Raw genomic sequence first — 22,042 nt, 5'->3', positions numbered from 1 at the left:
CAAGCCGCCCTCTCCTCCCGTTTTGAGGGGATGAAAGGTTATGTCCTCGCGGCTGCAGCAGTCCTAGCCGCCTTGCTAATTCGATTGGCGATGCAGGATCTGCTTCAGGATCGCGCGATTTTTATTCTGTTCATTCCCTCAATTCTCATCGCTTCGATCGCAGGAGGAATTGGACCGGGATTGGCGGCCGTCTGCTTCTCGTTGATCTCGTCGCTTTACTTGGGCGGAGTCCACTTCAATCACTCGCAAAATGTGGTGGAGTTTGGCATTCTAATTGTCATCGGTTTGATAATCGCTTGGATGGGAGGACTGCTTCATCACGCGCGGCGGGTTACCGACAAGACGGTGAGCGACCTTGATGCTCGCGAAGCGCATCTCCGGTCGATTCTGGACACGGTGCTCGACGCAACGGTTGTCATTGAAAAGGACGGAACAATCACATCATTCAACGCTGCAGCAGTCCGCCAGTTCGGCTACACGGAGGCTGAGGTCGTCGGCCGGAATGTCCGTATCCTGATGCCCGAACCCTACCAACGCGAGCACGACAGTTACATAAGCAGGTATCTGCAAACAGGGGAAAAACGGATCATCGGCATCGATCGCGTCGTCGTCGGCAAACGCAAGGATGGTTCGACGTTTCCGATGAAACTTGCAGTCGGAGAGATAAAGACGGGAGATCAAGTCTTCTTCACCGGATTTATTCGGGATCTAACGGAGCGCGAAGAATCCGCAGCTCGGCTGCAGGAAATCCAGGGCGAGCTGGCACGGCTGGCGCGGCTCAACGAGCTGGGGGAAATGGCTTCGACGCTGGCCCATGAACTCAATCAGCCGCTATCTGCCATAGCCAACTATGCCCAGGGGTGTACACGACTATTGCGCGACATGGACGATGCCCTCGCATCGAAAATGCGCGAGGCTCTGGAAGAGACCTCGAGGCAAGCCTTGCGTGCGGGCCAGATTATCAGGCATCTAAGGGAATTCGTGACACGCGGCGAAACCGACAAGGCGCAGGAAGACATCCGCAAGCTGGTTGAGGAAGCTGGTGCGCTGGCACTCGTGGGTTCGCGCGAACGTGGTATCAGGTCAGTGTTCGAGTTCGGTTCCAAAGCCAAGTTCGTCATGGTTGACGGTGTGCAAATCCAACAGGTCTTGATCAACCTGATGCGCAATGCCATGGAAGCGATGCGGGACAGTGAAAAACGTGAACTGCTTGTGCAAACGAGTTTGGACGAGAATGGGTGGGTCGTGGTCGAGGTTGCCGATACTGGAGCGGGCATTCCCGACGAGATCGCCGCGCAGCTGTTCAAGCCCTTCATGACCACCAAACCTGGCGGCATGGGGGTCGGTCTGTCGATCTCCAAGCGGATTGTCGAGTCACATGGTGGCGGAATAACGGTAAGGAAGAACGAGAGCGGGGGTACTACATTCCGCTTCACGCTTCCGGCAATTGAGGATAAGCACCCAAATGACGATTGACGACTACACTGTCCACGTTGTGGACGATGAAGAGGCCGTCAGAAAGTCTCTCGCGTTCTTGCTGACCATGTCCGGCTTCACCGTCCGCGTGCACGAGTCGGCAACAGGATTTCTTGCGACCGCGCCGACAATCCGCAATGGCTGCCTGGTTACAGATTTGCGCATGCCAGACATGAACGGCGTGGAATTGTTGCGCAACTTGAAATCTGCCGAGCTTCATATTCCCTCTATCGTTATAACGGGGCATGGAGATGTGCCGATGGCCGTGGAAGCCATGAAGGCCGGGGCTTTGGACTTCATAGAAAAGCCGTTTGAAGACGAAGTCTTGATTGAAGCGGTAAAGCGGGCGGCGGCACAATTAACGGAAACGGCCGATGAATTGGATGATACTTCGGCCATCCAAGCGCGGTTGGAGGAGTTGACCTACCGCGAAAAGCAAGTCCTTTCAGGCGTGGTGGCAGGTCTTGCCAACAAAACCATCGCCTATGATCTGAATATCAGTCCACGTACGGTTGAGGTCTATCGTGCCAACGTAATGGCAAAAATGAAAGCGAGGAGCTTGCCGGAACTTGTACGAATGGCGCTCAGTGTGAAGCTCGATATCAATTGACTATTCAATGCGGTCTATCCGCTGATTTGACTTAGCGCAATGCGCACCCTCGAAAACACAATTAAACCATTTGGGGCCATCTTTGCCGGCCACCGATCGTTCGGTCATGTTTAGAGGGGATGCCCATTGTCCAATTCAAGCCAAGTCCTTGTTGTTGCCCCGGACTATGGGTTGCGACGGTCGCTTGAGTTTGCGCTCGAGGTTGAAGGCTTTGCGGTTCTCTCGTTCGACGACGTGAACGCTGCCCTTGCATCGCCCAGTGCCGCCGAGGGCAGTTGCGTCGTCGTAGACGAAGAAGCACTTTTGGACGACCCATTCGCGATGGCTGCGGTCCGACGATTCCACAAGCCCGTATTGCTGCTGGTGGACCGCTCTCGCTCCATGCCTGATGCGCTCGGCGTCAGGGTGCTTCGAAAGCCCATCCTGGGCAACGCCTTAATAACGGCCGTTAGATTGACCGACGAAGCTGGCGGCGCAGGTCAACTTACGTAGAAACGCGTAGGTACTTAAACGAATTTCGCAGTGTGATGATATCAGCCAGTGTTGTCCCATCAGATTGAATGGGAGATCGTTATGCTAGCCTACACCACAATTCCAGCGCAGCTCAGATCAGATGGCATCGATCACCCAATCGTTCCATTACCGTTCGGCCCCGCTCGTCTGCAACAAATTTCGTTCTTTGCTCCGGGCTCCGAGATTTACGCCCAGGGCGAAAAAGCGGGAAACATTTACCAGGTCGAGTTTGGTGCTGTCCGTGTCTATCGGTTACTCGCCGACGGTCGGAGGCAGATCAGCGCATTTTATCTATCCGGCGAAGTCTTCGGTCTCGAAGCCGACGCAAACCACCATTTCTTTGCGGAAGCGATAACGAGCACAAACCTCCGGTTATTTCCGCGCGTGAAGCTCGGCGACATCTCCGAGGAACTTTTCTCACTGACATTGCGCAGTCTTACCCGCGCGCAGGAACATTTGCTCGTTCTCGGCCGTCAGACAGCAGCCGAGCGCGTGGCCGCATTCCTCCTTGATCTGGCGGAACGTCAGGGTGGATTGGAACAGGTGGATCTTCCTATGTCACGCATGGACATAGGCGACTATCTTGGTCTCACCATCGAAACCGTGTCCAGGGTATTTTCAAAGTTGAAGGACAAGGGAATCATCGCCCTTCCAACTCTGCGAAGCGCCGAGATCAAAAAGTGGAACGCCCTTCAGGCAATGAGTGAATAGACCAGCGTAGTTGATTGATTATGCTTGTGGCTATACCATGAGGAACTATTTGCGCCGGCTGACGGGACGGGTAAGAAGCGACCCTGCCGACCGCCACTTGGCCTACATCCTGACCTTTGTCGCGGGTGCGGCGAATGCCGGAGGTTTTCTGGCAGTAAAACAGTACACCTCGCACATGTCGGGCATCGTGTCGTCTATGGCCGACAGCTTTGCTTTAGGCGATGTCAAATTTGCGCTTTCGGGATTTGCCGCGTTTGCCTCGTTTGTCGCAGGCGCGGCTGTTTCGGCTATCCTCGTCAATTGGGGACGGCGACAGTCGCTGCAAAGCGAATACGCTTTTCCGATCATGATCGAGGCCGTTCTGCTGCTTTGCTTTGGCCTTATGGGCAGCAATCTATCGCAGCACGAATGGCTGTTTGTCCCTGTGACCGTGATGCTCCTATGCTTTATCATGGGCCTGCAAAACGCCGTGATCACCAAGCTTTCCAATGCTCGAATTCGGACCACCCACGTTACGGGGATGACCACAGATATGGGAATTGAACTGGGAAAGCTTTTCTATTGGAATATAGCGCGCGACGACATTGCCAGACCCCTGGTGCGCGCGGACCGAACGAAACTGAAGGTTCACACATCGCTGGTATTCCTGTTCTTTGCCGGGGGCATCGTTGGCGCAGTGGGATTCAGATTTGCCGGCTTTGGTGCAACGATATTTCTAGCCCTCGTCCTTCTGGTCGCTGCGGCTGTCCCGTTCTTCGCCGATGTGAAAACAACACTGAATGAAACTCTGGCGCGGTGAATATTGCGTCCACCTCGGTTTGACCCGGATCAATGCGCTTCGGGACTTTCGGATAGAAAGTTTTGCCAATTCAGGGCTCGATTTTTTTCCCAACCCAGATGGAAGCAAACCCAATGCTAAACTCTCGACTGCACTTCCATGGAGCGGCACACGGCGTCACCGGCTCCTGTTTTGAAATAGAGACAGAAGAAACGCGTATCCTGGTCGACTGCGGGATGTTTCAAGGTTCGAAATCGGAGCGCGCGCTCAACTATGAGCCATTCCCTTTTGAACCCACGTCAATAGACGCCGTCATTCTTTCACATGCTCACATAGACCACAGTGGCCTGTTGCCGAAGCTCGTCAAGCACGGTTTCGCAGGGCACATTTTCGCAACGTTGGCGTCCGTCGATCTATGTTCGGTGATGTTGCCGGATTCTGCGCACATTCAGGAAATGGAAGTCGAGCAATTGAACCGTCGCAACGCAAGGCGCGGCAGGGAAACGGTTGCTCCGATCTACACGCAGGAAGATGCGGCAGCCTGCATGCTGTTGTTTCGACCTGAACAATATCTGCAATGGTTTCCGGTCGCCGATGGCATCAAAGCTCGCTTCTGGAACGCCGGCCATCTTTTGGGATCGGCTTCAGTCGAGATCGAAATCGAAAGAGGCGAAAGCAGTTCACTCCGTCTTCTTTTTTCCGGAGACATCGGGCCGCACCACAAGCTCCTGCAGTTCGAACCGGAGGGGCCCGTCGACTTGGATTACCTTATAGGCGAATCCACCTATGGCGATCGGGATCGCGGTGATGTTTCGGCGGACCTGCGCCGGAAATGTTTACGCGACGAGGTGCGGCGTGCAGCCGAGGCTGGGGGGCCGCTCATCATCCCCTCCTTCGCGGTGGAACGCACCTAGGAATTGCTTGTGGATCTGTCCTTGTTAATGAAAGACGGAAGCATCCCGACGACGTCGATCTTCGTCGACTCGCCCTTGGCGACACGGGCGTCCGAAATTTTTGAGCGCCATGCGGCGGAGATTGAGAACGGCGACGTTCTCCTGGAGGCCCTTTCTGCTGCCAATGTTCATTTCACGGAGACAGTGGAACAGAGCAAGGCAATCAATAAGATAAGCGGCAATTTCATCGTCATAGCGGCAAGTGGCATGTGTGATGCGGGGCGCATCCGTCATCACCTCAAGGCCAACCTGTGGCGCAGGGAAGCCACGTTGCTGCTTGTGGGCTTCCAGGCCCAGGGTACGTTGGGCCGGATACTGCTTGACGGAGCCAAGCGGGTAAGAATTCAAGGCGAGGAGATAGAGGTCAAGGCACAAATTCGTCAGCTCGACCTCTATTCGGGCCATGCGGACGCGCCGGAACTCCAAAGCTGGGTGCACAAACGCTTTCCAATACGGCATGAGATTTTTCTCGCGCATGGTGAAGAAAGCGGGCTCAACGTATTGAAAAAACGTCTCTCTACGCTCTCGCCAACGACAGGGATCATAGCTCCCATTCTGGATGAAGCATTTGAATTGACAAAGGACGGAGCCCGTCGTGTCGAAACGGGTCGCCTACGCCGTTTGCTGCCGGCGGACGTAGCGCATCTCGACTGGCACAACGAACTTTCGCGCTTGTTGCTGGACATCAACCAAGCTGTCGGTAACCAGGCAGACCAGCGAGGAAGAGCAATCGTAATTCGTCGCCTTAGGCGTGCGCTGGACCCAGTTCCCGAAAGTGAAAGGGTATAGCTGGCGGCCGTGCTGGCCGCCGAGCCTCAGATAATCAGGCGACGGTGAGCAAGTCCTCGACCGCTTTAACGCCGGGTGCCGACCATGCTGCCCGGACCGCAGAGCCGCGCGCTCCCCAGGCTTTGACCTGTCCTTCGAGAGTTACCTTGCCAGCGTCGTCGACAGTGACTCGAATGCCGGACGGTTCGAGCTGCGCGCTTCTCTTAAACGCGTCCTCGATCCGCCTCTTGACATCAAACGACGACACATACGGTCTGACCTGAATATTGTTGGCAACGTCGAATACACCCGCCAGCGTTCGGACCGCTTCCGTCGCAGCGATTTTCTGATAGTTCCATTCGACTGTGCCAGTGAGTACCACCCATCCGTCATCGACCTGAACCTGAACGGCCCCATCAGGAATAGCGGCGCTCCAGCTGAGAATATTCAAAGCACGCTTGGCGATCTCGTCGTCAGCTGTACGATGACTACCAACTGGGCGCACTTCCATATCCTGCGCAATCCCGCGAACTCCCTTGACGCGGCACACGACGTCGGCCGCGGTATTCTTTTCTATGTAGGTGGGCACATGGCCCGTCAAAGTGACGACTCCATTTTCGACCGAGACGCCGATGTTTGCAGCGTTGAGGCTTGGTTCGAATTCGAGTTCGTCGAGAATGTTCTGTCGCAAAACCATGTCGTTCATCGTAGTGATCCTTTGAGCAAACGGCCAATGCCGAGGCTCCAATTCTCGCGCCGCGTGACAACAGAGGCATTGATCAAGGTCAAAGCAAAATGGCAGCGTTACCACTAATGATCCTGTCGATCCGAGATGGGTATTTGGGAAAGTCGGCGGACGGAAATCATCCTTTCGACAGCTAACAGACAGCTTGCCCGAATTATGAACGTTTCACCGTGCCGCTCCCGGACGCGGGGAAAAAGGAAAAGACCTATGAAACTTCAGACTGTCGCAGCACTCTCAATCCTTCTGCTGTCTCCTGCCGTAGCCTTGGCAAGTCCTGCATGCACCAAGGAGCCAAAGGCCAAGTGGATGTCCGAGACGGCTATGCAGAAAAAGATCGCCGACCTCGGTTATAAGGTGAAAACCTTCGAAACAACCGGAAGCTGTTACGAAATCTACGGTTGGAATAGGGAAGGCAAGAAAGCCGAGGTTTATTTCAATCCGATGTCGGGCGACATTGTCAAATCCGAAATCGATGGATAACGCATCATGGACCAGTTCTCGGTTGACGTGGAGGGGACCCGCCCCTCCACAGGAGCAACTATCAAGGTATGGGACCCGATTGTTCGGCTCTTCCACTGGACTGTCGTTTGCGGTGTCATCCTCAATCTTTGGATTCTTGAGGAGGGGAAATATTGGCATCGCGTGACGGGATACGTCATTGCGGCTGTATTGACAGTCCGTCTCGTCTGGGGCGTGGCTGGAACACGCTACGCGCGGTTCACGGAGTTTTTCCCGACCCCGAGCAAGATTGTGGGACATCTGCGTGAATTAAAGCAGGGCCACGTCAGTCGTCACGTCGGCCATTCCCCGCTGGGAGCAGTAATGATGCTTGCGCTCATGGGGCTGCTTGCCTTTAGCTGTTTGACTGGCTGGCTTATGGGAACGGATGTTTTTTGGGGAAACAAGCTCGTAAAATCCCTACATGCGCTCTCAGGCAACATGATTATGGTTTTGGCGTTGTTGCACGCAGCATCCGCTATCTTTGAAAGCTGGCGGTTGAGGGAAAATCTGGTTTGGTCGATGGTCACGGGAAAAAAACGACGGTGAGAATATGAGAGTACTGTTGATTGAAGATAGTGCGCGTCTGCGCCACCTCATCAGCGAGACTCTGCGGGATGCGAATTGGCAGGTGGATTCATTTGCAACGGGGGAAGACGCTCGCCATGCCATGTCCGGAGCCGAGTATGATATTGTACTGCTCGATCTCGGATTGCCCGATGAAGACGGCATCGAAACGCTCGGATCTTTGCGCAAGCTGGGACACGAAATTCCTGTCCTGATCCTGACAGCTAGAAGTACGATCGATGAGCGGATCGTCGGTCTCGACGCAGGTGCCGACGATTATCTCGTCAAACCTTTCAACAATGGAGAACTTCTGGCCCGGATGAGAGCCTTGCTCCGTCGCCCTCCCCAGACGGTAATGCCGGAGCTCGCATTCGGGAATCTCACACTCAACCTCGCAACGTCATTGGTCAATTGCGGCAACGAACAAATATTCCTTGCCCCGCGGGAATGTGCTGTGCTCGAACATTTGATGCGCAATGCGGGTCGTGTTCTCCCCAAACGAAGACTGGAAAGCGCATTTTCTGAATTCGGCGACGAGCGGACGTCGAACGCAGTGGAACTGGCGATATCCAGACTGAGGAAGAAGCTGGAATACTTCGACACAGGTCTTTCCGTCGAAACAATCAGAGGGGTGGGGTATATGTTGTATGAAAGCAATCCTTGATGCGGCGATCCCAACCTCTCGGGCAGATTGTGGCTCCGTATCGTGCTTTTTGCAATCCTGGCAATGCTCGCGCAGTTGCTGATTGTCCTTGCCGATTACTTTGGAACGATGAGGAACTTGGCCGGTTGCTGGTCGAACAAGAGGTATCCGAACTTGCCAAAGGTATTGGAACGGGTGGCGTGTCGCCGACGTTTGAACTTCCGCTCGAACTGGTTGATCGATATGGGAGTCAGACAACCGGATATTTTGCCCGAATTCGCGACGGATCGGGACGAATCCTGTTTTCCAACTGCACGGAACAATGCACTGAGCAATTTCTTCCCGCCGATTTGAAGACCCCAGATTTCTGGCTTCGAATTATCGAGCCGGGCAAACCACTCACGCTTGCCGGCGGGGAAACAGTGGAAATCGCGCACCAGCCCTTCATCTTGGAAATCGCAACCATCGGCGATCCGGACAAACGGGTAAATGCGGTCCTGTGGAACGAAGTGACAGATCATATGATTGTGCCAATGGGCATTCTCGTCGTCTTTGTCCTTGGCGCGACACTGTTGTCGATAACCACGGCGCTGCGTCCGGTGCGGCGGGCTGCGAGAGAAGCAGCAGCCATCGACGCCGCTGACCCACAATCACGACTCGACACCATCGGGATGCCGCTTGAGGTGGCGCAACTGGCCGGGGCGATGAATGAAGCATTCGACCGCGTTCGCCATCTCATGCAAGCCCAGAAGCTGTTGACTTCCGCCATCGCACATGAAGTTCGAACCCCCCTGGCGATCATCAAGCTGGAACTTGAGCGAATAGTTCATCCGCGCGCCCGAAAGGCCGAAAAAGACCTCGACGACCTGGTACAATTTGTGCAGCAGTTATCAGCGTTGGGAAATCTGGACGGAGTAGACCGAAAGCAATTTCAGTCGACAAACATCAACAAGCTTGCAGAGGGGCTAATCGAAAGTCTCGCTCCTTGGGTATATCAGACGTATCATTCAATTGCTTTCGAGGAGAGCGGCCAACTGATCGTACCTGCCATCGGAAGCTTGATACGGGACGCGCTGCGGAATTTGATCGAGAATGCCGTCAAACATACCCAGGCGGGCACATTGATCACAGTCAGAGTCGGCGAAGACAGCACGGTTGGCGTTTATGACAATGCGGGTCCCCCACGGTGGCCTGAGACCCCCGTCGAGCGCGATGATGGAAACATGCGTGGCATTGGACTGGAAATCATCGATCGAATTGCAACGATACATGGTTCCGCATTCCGGTTCGAAAAGACGCGCAACGGCAGCAATGCAGTCATCTCCTTTCCAATGCACGGCGGAAGATCAATCGACTGACTGGGCAACGACCAACGTTCCGCCCACCAATCAGTTTCTATCCAACGCTTTGACCCTGATCAAACCCTGGAGCTGGGCAGCGCTGCTATCTGTCTTCATTCCTGCCTCAAAAACGCTTAATCGAGAGAGCAAAGACCGAAACGGATCTCAACGAAAGTTAAGGTAACAGTGCCCAAGTTTCACCAGTCCCGCCATGAGTGACCTGACAGACACCGCCAATGTCATAATTCGGCCGCCGATCGCGTGGGCGCTCGCGGTGTTCGCCGGACTCGCCCTGCAATGGGTCGTGTCCTTGCCGTTCATGCCAGCCTCTGTGCCCGCGGGTTGGGTCGGCGGGATGGTGTTCGTTCTAGCGCTGGCGCTGGTCGCCTGGGCGATCGTCACCATCACCAGAGCCGGCTCGAACGTGCCCACCAGCATGCCTACCACCACCATCGTCCAGACCGGACCCTACCGCTTCACGCGCAATCCCATCTACCTCGGCATGTTTCTCGGGCTCGTCGGTCTCGCCATTGCCTTCGATAGCCTTTGGCTGCCCGGGACGCTCGTGCCTTTCGCCCTCGTGATCCGCTACGGCGTGGTGGCCCGCGAGGAAGCCTATCTCGAGCGCAAGTTCGGCGACGCCTATCGCCACTACCGCGCGCATGTGCGGCGCTGGTTGTAGCGCGTGGCAGCAGATCGGTCCCGAGGCGGTGGAGCCTGAGTCGCGCCGCGACAGGTGCTCGCAGTTTCGCTCGTTGGATCGTTGCGCACTTCCGCCGAGCAGGAGTCGCCGTACAACAGGAACTGGTATCCTTCGCCCTTGGGGAGAAGCGCGGGAATTGAACGGCTTGTCCACTCGTCAATCTCCAATTGTTTCACGAAAACGTTCCAATTATCTACGATATCTCCAGGGGCCCTTGAGTGGATCGCGCCATTGGCAGTATTCTCCTTGACTGCAAGATATATGAGCGGGAGGAATGCGCTGATGCGCCGGTTGATACTGCTTCGCCACGCCAAATCGGATTGGCCCGACGGTATCGATGACCATGAGCGCCCACTAGCCAAGCGCGGTCGTCAGAACAGCCCGCTGATGGGCACCTACATGGCAAAGGAAAGACTGCGGCCCAACCTCGCTATTGTATCGACCGCGCGGCGCGCCAGAGAAACCTGGAAACTTGTACGTGCCGCCTTTAAGCGCGATATTTCCCAGCGAAAAGAATCGCGCATTTACGACGCTTCGGCAAAGGCGATCCTTGATGTTATCAACACAACAGCACCTGATGTTAAGGCGCTGTTGCTCGTCGGACATAATCCGGGGTTGCAGGACCTTGCGCTCAGGCTCATTGGAAAGGGAAGTCCATCCGATCTGTCGCGACTACACCGAAAGTTCCCGACAGCGGGGCTTGTCGTGATCGAGTTCGATGTCAAACGCTGGAGTGACGTGTCCGAAGGCCTGGGCCAACTTGAACGGTTCGAGACACCGAAGTCCATCGGCGGCCTTGCGGACGTCGAATAAGTGCGGTTGGGGACCCTTTCACGTCTCCGAGATCCGTCCGGGTGGTCATCAGTTGCGCGCACGTAACCAATGGGCTTGGGAAAGCTCTTTCAATTCACGCGGCTGTCACCGTTCCATTGTACGTCTGGCGAAAAGACCTGACAGTGAAGGAGCGTAGGATGTTCGAAAGTCTCAGCAAATTAGCAACCCCAATGGCCGCCTTGATGATGGTTGTTACTTCCCCCGCCCTCTCGCAGACCGCTGATACCGGAAGCACGATCAGCGATAGGGTCAAGACGTTGGACCGGGGAACCGTCTGGAAGCCTGTTGGGCAAATCCAACTGTCCTTTCCTACGTTCCACCCACAGGGAATGGTGAAGATCGGTAACTTTTTCTACTTCACGTCGGTGGAGATCACCAAGCCCACCACGAAATACGACAAGCCGGAGGGCGGTTATGATCGCGATACGGGAGAAGGCAGGGGTCACCTCTTCAAGGTCGATTCGAAAGGCAATCTTGTCGAGGATGTCATCCTCGGCGACGGCTCGATCTATCACCCGGGCGGAATTGACTTCGATGGAAAAGCGATCTTCGTGCCGGTTGCCGAATACAGGCCGAACAGCGCGTCCATCATCTACAAAGTCGACCCCGAAACGATGAAGCCGCAGGAAGTATTTCGCTACAAGGATCATCTTGGCGGTATAATACATGACACCGAGAAGAAGACGCTGAATGCAGTCAGCTGGGGATCGCGGCGCTTCTACGCCTTTACACTTGACGACAACGGACAAGTAACCAACGCCGATGTTGACCGTGGACAATTGGCCACGCTGAACCCGTCCCACTATATCGATTATCAGGATTGTAAATATCTTGACCACAGCGAAATGCTGTGTGGTGGGCTGACCAACTATCAGATCAAGAAGGATGGCCCAAAATTCGCGCTGGGCGGACTCGAGATCGTCAATCTTGCCACGAGTCAGCCCGTCTATCAAATTCCGGTTCAGCTCTGGACGGCAGCAGGGCTTCCCATGACACAAAACCCGTTCTGGATCGAACAGACGGTTAATGGTCTCAGGGCCTATTTCGCACCTGAAGACGACAGATCGATCATCTATATTTACGACGTGGAGGGAAAATAACGCGACTGGCACTGGCTGCTCAGCACACGTGCTCGAGATGCCCCACTCTGACCAATGCGCTCTTGATTTCGACAGACTTATTCGGAGAATGCCATCGCTGCCAAGCCCCCCAAGGCAGCGTGAAGTCCGATTCACTGGTTTTTTGCGTTCCGGTGAATTGGGCTTCTTCTTTTCCGTGACGGCAGAGCGACGTGGGAAGCCGCAAGACTGTCGGCGGCACACAGGGATTTCCCCGCATCCGCCCACCGCGGCGAATTCAATCATCGCGTCAAAAATCCTTGTTTGGGGAGTTTACCATTTACTTGGACCGGATTTGCGCAGAATATCACCGAAGGGGAGGAAGCATTCGGAGCCCTCTCGATAAGTGCGCCCGAACGGCTTTCGGTCCCTTGGTTACAAGGGAGGACTAATCATGAGGCGTATTTTCTTGCTCGCGGCAACCGCCGCGGCGTTGTCGCTTGGCGTCTCGCACGCCTTCGCACAATCCGGCAGTGTAGAAAAAGCGGTTGGCGGCTATAATTTCGAGGAAGCCGCAAAGGAGGCCGCCGCGACGAAGGATTTCCATTCGGCCGACGGTCATTTGACATTTGCAATCGTGACGCACACGGCGGGCAACGGCTTTTTTGACCCTGTCTATGTCGGCGCAACGGTCGCCGGCAACATGATCGGCGCCAAGATCCTGCTACTCGGTTCGGAATCGCCGGTGGATGATCCCGCCCGCGAAATCGAAATCCTGAACCAGATCGTGCAGGACCCGACTATCGATGGGATAATTATGACGACACCACAGGTCGGCGCCTACAATGACATCGTCAAGGCCGCTGAAGCGGCTGGCATCCCGATCGCGACAACCAATTCGTTCGACGCCACTATACTGCACCGAAGCGCGATCAGCCACACCGGCCAAGACGCTTCGGCCGCGGCAATCGGCGGCGAGGCGCTCGCAAATTGCGTGCTTGCCAGCGGTGCGCCCAGCGGCTCGATCGTGCTGCCGTCCTCGACGGCGATGGGCAACATCGAGGTGAACAATCGTGTAACCGCTGCGTTCAATGCAATCGTGAAAACGTTGAAGGACGCCGGCAAGCTCGAGGCATTCAAGGTTGATGCCGGTCCAGAGAATGTCGGCATCGACACCAACCCGAACGATCCGGTCAACGCACTTGTTTCGCTCTTCGAGTCCCGCGGTGACGTTGTCGGCGCTTTCACAGCAAACAACGTCTTTACACCGCCGCTCGTCAAGGCGGTCGCTCAGATTGGGCGGACCGGCAAGTTTTGTGCCTTTGGTTTCGATCTCGGTCCGGCACAGCAGGAGGGTATCACCTCGGGGAATCTGACCGGCTCGCTCGGGCAGCAGCCCTTCCTGCAGGGCTTCTGGCCTGTCATGCAGCTTTATCTGCAGATCGATCGCGGTATCGCGGCAGCCAATCTCGATACACGTGCTCAGCTCGTAACGAAGGATACGGTCGCAAACGTCGGCAAGCGCTTCGAAAACTGATATCCAATCGAAACGCCTGAGATAAACGCGGGAGGGTGCTAGCCGTCCCGCATCGCGACAAAAGGACCGGCCGGTAGAAAACCATGGCGCTCAACACGACGACATCGCTCGGCCGTGCACCGCCCCAGCTCGTCGGCGGCTGGGAGGCCGGGCTGCTTGTATTCCTTGTGCTGCTCTATTTCGGCGGGGCTATCGTCAATCCGGCGTTCTTCGGATCAACGGAGGCCCTTCATGCGCTTCTGCGCGATACGTCCCGTGTGGGGATCATTGCCGTCGGCATGACTTTCGTCATCGCTAACAAGGATCTCGATCTTTCGGTTGGTTCAACCTACGGTCTGGTCGCTGTGGTCTTTGCCAGGCTCTATGCGCCGAACTTTCTCGACTTCAACGTCATTACGTCCGTGATACTCAGTGTGCTCTTGGGCACGGTCATAGGCCTAGTCAACGGCTTGCTTGTTACTATCCTGAAAGTACCTGCCTTCATTGCAACGCTGACGATGCTTTTCATCGGTCGCGGCTTCGTGCTCGCACTGACGCATGGTCAGGCAATCTACTATTCCGACAAGGCGAAAGGCCAGCCGCTTTTCTTCCATCTCGGCGAGACGAATGTTCTCGGCTTCAACAACCAGATCGCGATCTTCTTCTTTATCGCCATAGTCGGAGCCTATGTGCTTGCCAAAACCCGCTGGGGTTATGAGACTTTCGCCACCGGGGGAAACGAGCAGGCGGCAGCCTATGCCGGAATTCGCACGCGTTGGGTGCGCATTCGCGCATATCTACTCTCGTCGCTTTGCGCGACCATTGCGGCTCTCCTGTCGGCCGCGCAGGATAAGGGTGTGACCCCGCTCTACGGCGTAAGCTGGGAGCTTACCATCATAGCATCCGTCATTATCGGTGGTGCATCGATCCTTGGCGGGCGCGGTCGAGTGTTCGGGTCGTGCCTTGGCGCAGCGGTCGTCGTCCTGATTGACAAGGTGCTGCGCGAGGGCTGGCCGATCACGCGCATCGTCGTTGTCGACGGTGAGAACATTTCAGTCGGCGCCAAATTCACCCTACCCGCGGGCGCTGTGCTGGTTTTCCTTGGTCTCCTTCTCGTCGTCGCCGTGCTTATGGAGCCTATCCTCATTCGGCGCCAGGTCGCCGCCCGACTTTGGGCGTGGCTCCGCGGCCGGCCATCGCCGCCTGCCTACGAGATGGGCGGCGTGGCGCTTGAGGGGGTCCAGACCAAGGGTGCAATGGCGACTGACACGGCGCTGTCTGCCACGGGGCTCGGCAAGTTTCTCGCCCGCCGCGACGCGCTCGCCATCATCCTTACGGCCGTGTTGTGGCTGACGGGCCTCGCGCTCAGGCCCGACTATTGGTGGAACCTCCCCAACACCTTTGCTATCCTGCTCAACTACACGGAACTTGCCCTCATCACGGTCGGCCTCACCTATGTCATCGCAGCCGGCGATATCGATCTCTCCGTCGGCGCAGTGCTCGCCCTTGCCGGCAGCACCGCGGCCTATTTCTTGAAGGTGCTCGGCGCCGACCCGCTCACCGCCGTAGCGATGGGCCTGCTCGCGGGCACGACGGCCGGAGTGGTCAACGCCGTCGTCACAGTCGGCTTCAAACTACCTGCCTTCATCGCCACGCTCGGCATGTTCTACATTGCCCGCGGCCTCGCCGCCTGGTTTGTCGCCGGACAACAACTGACCGGCTGGCCGGAGGGCTACAACTTGTTCGGCCGCAAGGTGAATGACGTCCTCCTCCATTTCGAGTTTTCGCTACCATCGGGAATGATTCGTACGGTGGCAGAGGTCGTCAGCGTCCAGACGATCTGGATGTTTTTCGTCGCCGTGATCGCCGGCATTGTGCTGGCGTATACACCGTTCGGGCTGAAGGTCCGCGCCGCCGGCGGCAACGTGCGCGCCGCTGCTTACGCCGGCATCAACACCGACCGGGTACGATTCGTTTCGCTCGTGCTGGCAGCACTGTGCGCGAGCATGGCGGGGATCATTAACGTCGCTTACTTTCGTAGCTTCAACCCGGTCGCCGGCCAATTTCGTGAGCTTGACGCTATCGCTTCCGTGATCATAGGCGGCGCGTCGATCTTCGGTGGTTACGGAACCGTAATCGGTGCGCTTGCGGGCGCGGCCGTAATCACGCTCGTGCGGGCGCTCTTGCAACTTAACGTCCAGGGATTCAGCATGCCGCAGCACTGGATCAATGTCTTTATAGGCATCATCCTGATCGTGGCAGTGCTGATCGACATATGGGTGCGCCAGACCAATATTTTCGGAATCTTGCGAACCCGGATCGCAAGAGGCGCGCCAATACGGGATAGTAGCAATGGCTGAAGCGACACCATCCGCGCCGATAGTGGAAATGCGGGGCATTCAAAAAGCTTTCGGAGCGGTGCAGGCGCTTCGCAATGTCGATCTCACGCTTTATCCAGGTGAGATTCTTGGCTTGGTCGGCGACAACTCCGCGGGCAAGTCGACACTGATGAAGATCCTGACCGGCGCCTACCAACGCGATGCCGGGGAAATCTTCGTTGCCGGGGAACCAGTGCACTTCAAGAGCCCGCACGAGAGCCGCAATGTTGGCATCGAGATGATTTATCAGGATTTCGCACTTTGCGGCAACATGGATGTCGGCCAGAACATCTTCCTTGGCCGCTGGCCGCGCAAAGGTCTTTTTGTCAATCGACGGAAGATGTACTCGGAAGCTGACAGCGTGCTTAGACGGCTCAAAGTCGACGTGAACTCGGTCTATCAGAAGGTCGAAAGCCTGTCGGGCGGCCGCCAACAATCTGTAGCGATAGCCCGCGCGATCTCATTCGAGCCGCGCGTCGTCATCCTCGATGAGCCGACTGCCAACCTTTCCGTCATGGCGACAGAGCGCCTGCTCGAAACCATGCTGGAGCTAAAAAAGCAGGGTGTCGCCCAGATTATCATTTCGCATCGTCTCGTCGACATCTTCGCCGTGGGCGACCGCGTCATGGTGCTCAAGCGCGGCGAATATGTCGGCGATCGCTACATCAAGGACACCGATGAGCACGAGGTGCTGGAGATTATTGTCTCCGGCGCGCGCGAACACGCGCTTACAGCCGATGAAGCAAGGGAGACTTGACCGGTCATGGATCGCCTTTTCCAGGCAAATACTGGTTCACACTTGGGCGTTTCGAATATCCGATGTTCAATCGCATGGCGCGCTTTGCCAAACCGTTGGCATGTCTGATGGGTGACGATAATATCGCACGCAGCAGATCTTCCACCATCCGAAGACTCAAGGGAAAGCGATAGTCTGCGTGACAAATCGCTTAAAAGCTTCCAAGGTTTCCGGACTGACGTGGTGCTCAATGCCTTCTGCATCAATTCTTGCCGTCTCAATACTGATACCAATGGCGCATAGAAACGATTCAACTATGTGATGGCGCTCACGGCTCTGTTCCGCGAGCTGCTTGCCGATATCCGTCAGAAAGATGCCACGATATCGGCGCTGTTGAATATAGCCGTCCGCAGCCAGCCGCTTCAGCATTTTCGCTACGGTCGGCTGAGCCACTCCAAGACGCAGTGCTATATCGACCTGCCTGGCCTCGCCCCCGTCCTCGATAAGATCCGCGATGAGCTCGACGTAATCCTCGACCAACTCCGTCCGGCGGTTGTGACGGGTTCGCCGGAAACTCTCCATGTGTGTGCTGGGGTCAACGAGCAAACTCTCGGAATCGCTGTGCGGTTTGTCATCGGGACTCATGTGATTCTTCACTTCGGTAAACTTTTGAACGCAGGAATTTTCTAACATAGCCTTGGCTATTTTTCCATAAAATCTGACAAATTTCCACACTGGAGGAAATTTTCAAGCTTCGGCGAACAAGGCAACCAAATGAATATAGCACTTGCTATACTATAGGTATGATGCTTTACTTCATTTAAATTGCTAATCGGAGCGGCGACTGAATAATGCTGAAATGGGGACAGACAACCCTGAGCAGACGGCGTCTGTTGGGGGGAAGTATTGCGACAATCGGCGCATCAGCGATCTGTTCCAGCAGTGCGACGGCGCAGGAAGTCCATGGCCATCATGGAGGTCCCGCAGCGAACGCTGCCGTTGCGGCCTCTACTCACAGATCGGCACACGGTGCGATGATCACTGTCGGCTCGGTCGACAATACCCGCAACGGTTTTGATCCGACAGCGATGCTGACGGACTGGTATACCGGCACCGTCAGGGAACTGCCGGACGGCCGCAAACAACGCAGCTTTGAGATCACCGTCGAAGAGAAGGAAATTGAGATCGCGCCAGGCGTCATGTTCTCGGCCTGGACCTACAATGGCCGAGTACCTGGTCCTGCACTTCGGGCAACTGAGGGCGACCGCCTTAAAATCACGCTCAAAAACAACGGATCACATCCCCATTCCCTGCATTTTCACGGGATCCATTCGGCGCGGATGGATGGTGTTCCCGGCGCGGGCGTCATCGAGCCGGGTGAAGAGTTCGTCTATGAATTCGACGCAAAGCCGTTCGGCTGCCATCTGTATCATTGCCATGCCTTGCCGCTGACCAGACATCTTCACAAAGGCATGTATGGTCTGTTCGTAATCGATCCTGATCCAGAGCGGCATCCGGAATATGCCGGCATTGCAAAATCACGTCTTCTTGGTTCGTCGGAAAATGCGCAGTGGCAAGAATTGGCCATGGTCATGAACGCGTTCGATACGAACTTCGACGGCGAAAATGAATTCTACGCGTGCAATACGATCGCTCATTGCTATGCGAAGGAACCGATCGAGATCGTGCGTGACCGGCCCGTTCGCATTTACCTGGTCAATATCACCGAGTTTGACCCGATCAACTCGTTCCATCTGCACGCCAATTTCTTTGACTATTACGATCAGGGAACGACGTTGACGCCAACGCTGAAGACCGTCGACCTGATCATGCAGTGCCAGGCGCAGCGTGGCATTCTCGAGTTTACGTTCAAGGAACACGAGCCGGGCCTCTACATGTTCCATGCACATCAATCGGAATTTACAGAACTTGGCTGGATGGGCATGTTTGATGTCAGGGAGACGGTGTCATGATGCATGAACCTGTCAACGTTACTCCGTCCCTTGCAGCGGCACCCTCTGGATTGGCACGTTTGCTCTGGTTGCTCGTCCCGATCATCGTTCTCGCCCTGGCATTCATTTGGCTGCTTCAGGCGAACTTTCTCCAAAGTTTCAACAACGGCGCACCACCAGTCGAAAACCTGACAGTTGAGCGGACAATCCTCGATCACAACGGACTGCAATTATTGGTGCGTGCCGGCGGCTCTGACCCGATGGTGATCGCCCAGGTCCAGATCGATGATGCCTATTGGGAGTTCCAGCAAGACCCGCAAGGGCCCGTCGCAAGAGGTGAAACAGCCTGGATCAGCTTGCCCTTTCCGTGGGTGCTTGGAGAGACGCACAAGGTGAATTTTGTCACAAATACCGGAGCGACGTTCGAGCACGAGATTGCCGTAGCGGTGCCAACGCCCGCCGCCACGTCTGGAAGTCTCGGGGCACAGGCTATTCTTGGTGCGTTCGTGGGAATTCTGCCCGTCGCCATCGGCCTGATGTGTTACCCGGCACTGCGTGGCGCGGGGACCGAAACAATGACATTTCTTCTGGCCATGACTGTTGGTCTGCTGGCATTCCTGGTCGTGGATACGATGGTCGAGGCGCTTGAATTTGCTGAAAAGTCAGCAGCAATCTTCCAGCGCAGCGTCATGGTCGTGCTTGTGGCTGTTGCCAGTTTCCTTGTGCTGATGAGTATCGGTCGGCGGCACGGAACACCGACGGGACTGGCTTTGGCAACATATATCGCTCTCGGTATCGGCCTGCATAATTTCGGTGAAGGACTGGCGATCGGCGCGGCATTCACCGCAGGCGCGGCCGGGCTCGGGACTTTCCTGGTCCTCGGATTTACGCTGCATAACATCACCGAGGGCATCGGAATTGCGGCTCCGATACTGAAGAAAAGCCCGACACTTGTTTCATTTGTTGGCCTGGCGCTGTTGGCGGGCGCGCCCGCCGTTATCGGAATATGGATTGGCAGCCTCGCCTATGCCCCGCAATGGACGGCGATCGCCCTGGCGATCGGAGCGGGAGCTATTGCCCAAGTCATCGTCGAGGTCACCGCACTGATCGTCCGCTCACGCAATCGAGGCATCACCGCATTGCTCGTGCCTTCAACATTTGGCGGGTTGGCAGCAGGAACCGCGTTTATGTACATCACCGCCATGCTCGTCAAAATCTGACAACGAGATGTGCGACTTGACCAAATGGGTGCGCGTAGTGGGCTCATTGTTCAGGCCTATTGGGGCTCAGACACCGTGTTTACAAACTGGCTGTCCTGGGCGATCTGACAGGACATCGATAGCATCGCGAAGTTCCAAATCAACCAGGATCGCAGCGGATCAGCCGACGCTCAACTGATCGGCTGACATCTTGCTGGATTTTTTCAGTCACCATATCGCAACTGGTGCACTGGCCATCACCCAAGCCGTTCGCAGCGCGCTCGACGGCAGAAATATGTGCGACCACGTCAGCTACATCGCAGATCAATACCTTAATCGCGTCAGCCGTTCAGATCATCATGATGAGCCTGAGGAGCAGCCCCGGTCAAGCTGCTGACGTCTGTCCTGATACGAAGTCCCGCATTGCCTGGACCATGAGAAAGCCGACCGTCGCGCCGGCGTCCTGCAGACCAACCGTCTTCTCCTGGAAAGCCGCAGCTTTTCCGTGCTGGGCGACCATCGACTTCGTACTCTCCAAGGCCTCTGCCGCCACGCCTGTCGCAATGGAAAGCGCATCGCCCAATACATCTCCCGATGCGGTTGCGTCTTCCAAAGATCTAGCAATGGGATCGAGGACGTCGAGCACGGTCTTGTCGCCGATTTTCGTCTTGCCGCGTTCAGCGACACCGTCACAGAACGCCCGCCAAAAAGCGGCAACCTCTTTCGTTCCTAAGGCGCTCACGTTCTCTAGTGCCTTGCTGCCGCGAATGAAGCCTGTGGCTGTCAGAGTTCCCATAGTTGAAGGAGCTGTCTTCGCCATGGTCACACCCGCTGTCCGCATCAATTTCGCAATCGTGGCGCCCTCTTCCTCTCCCGAAACCGCATCATAGGCTGCAGCAAAGGACTTGCTCATCGTGATGCCGAGGTCACTGTCACCGACCTTGCCGTCGAGCGCGATGAGAAACTCACGTTGCTGCACGAATACTGTCCGCCAGGCCCCGAAAAGCCGAAGGAGATCAGCTGCATGAATTACATCCATCATGAGCACCTCAAGCGCTGTAATGGCTGAAGAAAGGGGTATTGGCCGGAGCCCCGATCAGGCGATCGAGCTCGTCATCCAGATGCAGGATAGAGATTGAGGCGCCGGCCATTTCCATGGCGGTCGCGAACTCGCCGATCCACACGTGCTTGGCCTTGACGCCACGTTCGTCAAGCAGCTGGGAAACCCGTCGAAAGAGAATATAGAGCTCTTCTTTGGGTGTCCCGCCGAGCCCGTTCACCAGCACGGCAACTTCGTCCTGATCAGCAAAGGTCTGTTCGGCGAAAACGCGCTCCATCATCTCGTTGATGACGAGGTCGGCGGGAGCAAGCTTCTTCCTGCTGATCCCGGGTTCGCCATGAATGCCCATTCCGATCTCCATCTCGTCCGCGCCGATGGAAAACGTCGCATGACCGATTTCGGGAACCACGCAGCTGCTGAGCGCAACGCCGATGGTGCGCGTGCGAAGCCTGGCCTTGTCAGCAATTCGCGTTACTTCGTCCAGAGAGAGACCTTCTGCCGCCGCCGCACCTGCGGCCTTGAAGATGAAGAATATGCCGGCAACGCCGCGGCGCTTATGCTCTTCACCGACGACCGATGATGCGACGTCGTCGTTTCCGATGATCTGCTTCACCTTGACGCCATCAAGATCAGCCAGTTCCGCAGCCATATCGAAGTTGATGATGTCGCCGGTATAGTTACCGTAGATATAGACGACCCCTGCACCCTGGTCGATGTGCTTGGTCACTTCATACATCTGCTCGGCGCTTGGTGACTGAAAGACGCCGCCCACTGCAGCGCCATCGAGCATGCCGTCGCCGACATACCCGAGGAAGAGCGGCAGGTGCCCGGACCCACCACCGGTCGCCAATCCGACCTTGCCGCTTTTCGGTATGGCCGTGACCATGCATCGCTTGTCGTCAGCAACGTAGGTAAGTTGAGGATGAGCGCGATAGATGCCGTCGAGCATCTCGTCGACGAAATCCACCGGGTCGTTGAGAAATTTCTTCATGTTTTCCTCTCGA

General features: G+C 56.1%; 20 protein-coding genes and 2 pseudogenes. 18 read left to right on the top strand and 4 right to left on the bottom strand.

Going from position 1 to position 22,042, the window contains the following annotated elements; all coding sequences use genetic code 11:
* The first annotated feature begins 30 nt into the window (after window positions 1–30).
* From ACSQ3H_RS29250 to ACSQ3H_RS29225, 6 genes and pseudogenes are all read left to right on the top strand, one after another.
* Window positions 31–1,476, top strand: a complete 1,446-nt coding sequence (locus tag ACSQ3H_RS29250; protein WP_436120822.1) for a PAS domain-containing sensor histidine kinase — start codon at window positions 31–33, stop codon at window positions 1,474–1,476.
* Window positions 1,472–2,086 (top strand): response regulator FixJ, encoded by a 615-nt coding sequence (fixJ, locus tag ACSQ3H_RS29245; protein WP_436120821.1) that lies wholly within the window; start codon window positions 1,472–1,474, stop codon window positions 2,084–2,086. Before ACSQ3H_RS29250 ends, fixJ begins: the two co-directional genes overlap by 5 nt.
* Before the next feature lie 126 nt (window positions 2,087–2,212).
* Entirely contained in the window at window positions 2,213–2,578 is a 366-nt protein-coding gene (locus ACSQ3H_RS29240) for a transcriptional regulator (RefSeq protein ID WP_436120543.1), read from the top strand.
* A gap of 81 nt (window positions 2,579–2,659) precedes the next feature.
* Window positions 2,660–3,310 carry a helix-turn-helix domain-containing protein gene (locus tag ACSQ3H_RS29235; RefSeq protein ID WP_436120542.1) on the top strand — a complete coding sequence of 217 codons (651 nt, stop codon included), beginning with the start codon at window positions 2,660–2,662 and terminating at the stop codon, window positions 3,308–3,310.
* Window positions 3,311–3,347: 37 nt separating this feature from the next.
* A pseudogene (locus ACSQ3H_RS29230) lies at window positions 3,348–4,079 on the top strand (YoaK family protein); the annotation flags it as partial.
* Window positions 4,080–4,207: 128 nt separating this feature from the next.
* A pseudogene (locus tag ACSQ3H_RS29225) lies at window positions 4,208–5,830 on the top strand (MBL fold metallo-hydrolase).
* A 34-nt stretch (window positions 5,831–5,864) separates the two neighbouring features.
* Here the strand turns inward: ACSQ3H_RS29225 and ACSQ3H_RS29220 are convergent.
* Entirely contained in the window at window positions 5,865–6,515 is a 651-nt protein-coding gene (locus tag ACSQ3H_RS29220) for a BON domain-containing protein (RefSeq protein WP_436120541.1), read from the bottom strand.
* A gap of 246 nt (window positions 6,516–6,761) precedes the next feature.
* Here ACSQ3H_RS29220 and ACSQ3H_RS29215 point away from each other — a divergent pair, with 246 nt between their 5' ends.
* The 10 genes from ACSQ3H_RS29215 (at window position 6,762) to ACSQ3H_RS29170 (ending at window position 16,848) form a co-directional block, all read left to right on the top strand.
* Window positions 6,762–7,034: a PepSY domain-containing protein gene (locus ACSQ3H_RS29215; RefSeq protein WP_436120540.1), complete on the top strand. Its 273-nt coding sequence runs from the start codon at window positions 6,762–6,764 to the stop codon at window positions 7,032–7,034.
* Window positions 7,035–7,040: 6 nt separating this feature from the next.
* Window positions 7,041–7,601 carry a cytochrome b/b6 domain-containing protein gene (locus ACSQ3H_RS29210; protein WP_436120539.1) on the top strand — a complete coding sequence of 187 codons (561 nt, stop codon included), beginning with the start codon at window positions 7,041–7,043 and terminating at the stop codon, window positions 7,599–7,601.
* A gap of 4 nt (window positions 7,602–7,605) precedes the next feature.
* Window positions 7,606–8,283, top strand: a complete 678-nt coding sequence (locus tag ACSQ3H_RS29205; protein ID WP_436120538.1) for a response regulator transcription factor — start codon at window positions 7,606–7,608, stop codon at window positions 8,281–8,283.
* Between the two features lie 125 nt (window positions 8,284–8,408).
* Window positions 8,409–9,620, top strand: coding sequence for a sensor histidine kinase (locus ACSQ3H_RS29200; RefSeq protein WP_436120537.1), 1,212 nt, complete (start codon window positions 8,409–8,411; stop codon window positions 9,618–9,620).
* Between the two features lie 193 nt (window positions 9,621–9,813).
* A complete protein-coding gene (locus ACSQ3H_RS29195; RefSeq protein WP_436120536.1) occupies window positions 9,814–10,284 on the top strand; it encodes a methyltransferase family protein in 471 nt (156 codons plus the stop codon).
* Window positions 10,285–10,587: 303 nt separating this feature from the next.
* On the top strand, window positions 10,588–11,118 hold the full coding sequence (locus ACSQ3H_RS29190; RefSeq protein ID WP_436120535.1) for a SixA phosphatase family protein: 531 nt from the start codon (window positions 10,588–10,590) through the stop codon (window positions 11,116–11,118).
* 158 nt (window positions 11,119–11,276) lie between these two features.
* Window positions 11,277–12,239 carry a DUF6454 family protein gene (locus tag ACSQ3H_RS29185; RefSeq protein ID WP_436120534.1) on the top strand — a complete coding sequence of 321 codons (963 nt, stop codon included), beginning with the start codon at window positions 11,277–11,279 and terminating at the stop codon, window positions 12,237–12,239.
* A 412-nt stretch (window positions 12,240–12,651) separates the two neighbouring features.
* Window positions 12,652–13,734 (top strand): substrate-binding domain-containing protein, encoded by a 1,083-nt coding sequence (locus ACSQ3H_RS29180; protein ID WP_436120533.1) that lies wholly within the window; start codon window positions 12,652–12,654, stop codon window positions 13,732–13,734.
* 83 nt (window positions 13,735–13,817) lie between these two features.
* Window positions 13,818–16,073, top strand: a complete 2,256-nt coding sequence (locus ACSQ3H_RS29175; RefSeq protein ID WP_436120532.1) for an ABC transporter permease — start codon at window positions 13,818–13,820, stop codon at window positions 16,071–16,073.
* The gene (locus ACSQ3H_RS29170) at window positions 16,066–16,848 is read left to right on the top strand and encodes an ATP-binding cassette domain-containing protein (RefSeq protein ID WP_436120531.1); all 783 of its coding nucleotides are present in this window, start codon (window positions 16,066–16,068) and stop codon (window positions 16,846–16,848) included. The genes ACSQ3H_RS29175 and ACSQ3H_RS29170 overlap by 8 nt, the downstream gene beginning before the upstream one ends.
* 156 nt (window positions 16,849–17,004) lie before the next feature.
* Here the strand turns inward: ACSQ3H_RS29170 and mntR are convergent, their stop codons facing one another.
* Window positions 17,005–17,562, bottom strand: a complete 558-nt coding sequence (gene mntR, locus ACSQ3H_RS29165; RefSeq protein ID WP_436120530.1) for a manganese-binding transcriptional regulator MntR — start codon at window positions 17,560–17,562, stop codon at window positions 17,005–17,007.
* A 116-nt stretch (window positions 17,563–17,678) separates the two neighbouring features.
* Between mntR and ACSQ3H_RS29160 the strand changes: the two genes are divergently transcribed.
* Together ACSQ3H_RS29160 and ACSQ3H_RS29155 are read left to right on the top strand one after the other, a co-directional pair.
* A complete protein-coding gene (locus ACSQ3H_RS29160) occupies window positions 17,679–18,800 on the top strand; it encodes a multicopper oxidase domain-containing protein (RefSeq protein ID WP_436120529.1) in 1,122 nt (373 codons plus the stop codon).
* Window positions 18,797–19,999, top strand: coding sequence for a ZIP family metal transporter (locus ACSQ3H_RS29155; protein WP_436120528.1), 1,203 nt, complete (start codon window positions 18,797–18,799; stop codon window positions 19,997–19,999). Before ACSQ3H_RS29160 ends, ACSQ3H_RS29155 begins: the two co-directional genes overlap by 4 nt.
* Window positions 20,000–20,363: 364 nt before the next feature.
* On the opposite strand, the gene ACSQ3H_RS29150 is transcribed toward ACSQ3H_RS29155, so the two are convergent.
* Window positions 20,364–21,020 carry a dihydroxyacetone kinase family protein gene (locus ACSQ3H_RS29150; RefSeq protein WP_436120527.1) on the bottom strand — a complete coding sequence of 219 codons (657 nt, stop codon included), beginning with the start codon at window positions 21,018–21,020 and terminating at the stop codon, window positions 20,364–20,366.
* Window positions 21,021–21,027: 7 nt separating this feature from the next.
* Window positions 21,028–22,029, bottom strand: coding sequence for a dihydroxyacetone kinase subunit DhaK (locus ACSQ3H_RS29145; protein WP_436120526.1), 1,002 nt, complete (start codon window positions 22,027–22,029; stop codon window positions 21,028–21,030).
* Between the last annotated feature and the right edge of the window lie 13 nt (window positions 22,030–22,042).

The organism is Phyllobacterium sp. LjRoot231, from assembly GCF_964253365.1.
In the GTDB taxonomy this organism is placed as follows: Bacteria; Pseudomonadota; Alphaproteobacteria; order Rhizobiales; family Rhizobiaceae; genus Phyllobacterium.
The sequence above is the reverse complement of the archived record's forward strand: the minus strand, read 5'-3'. Positions and strand labels throughout refer to the sequence as shown.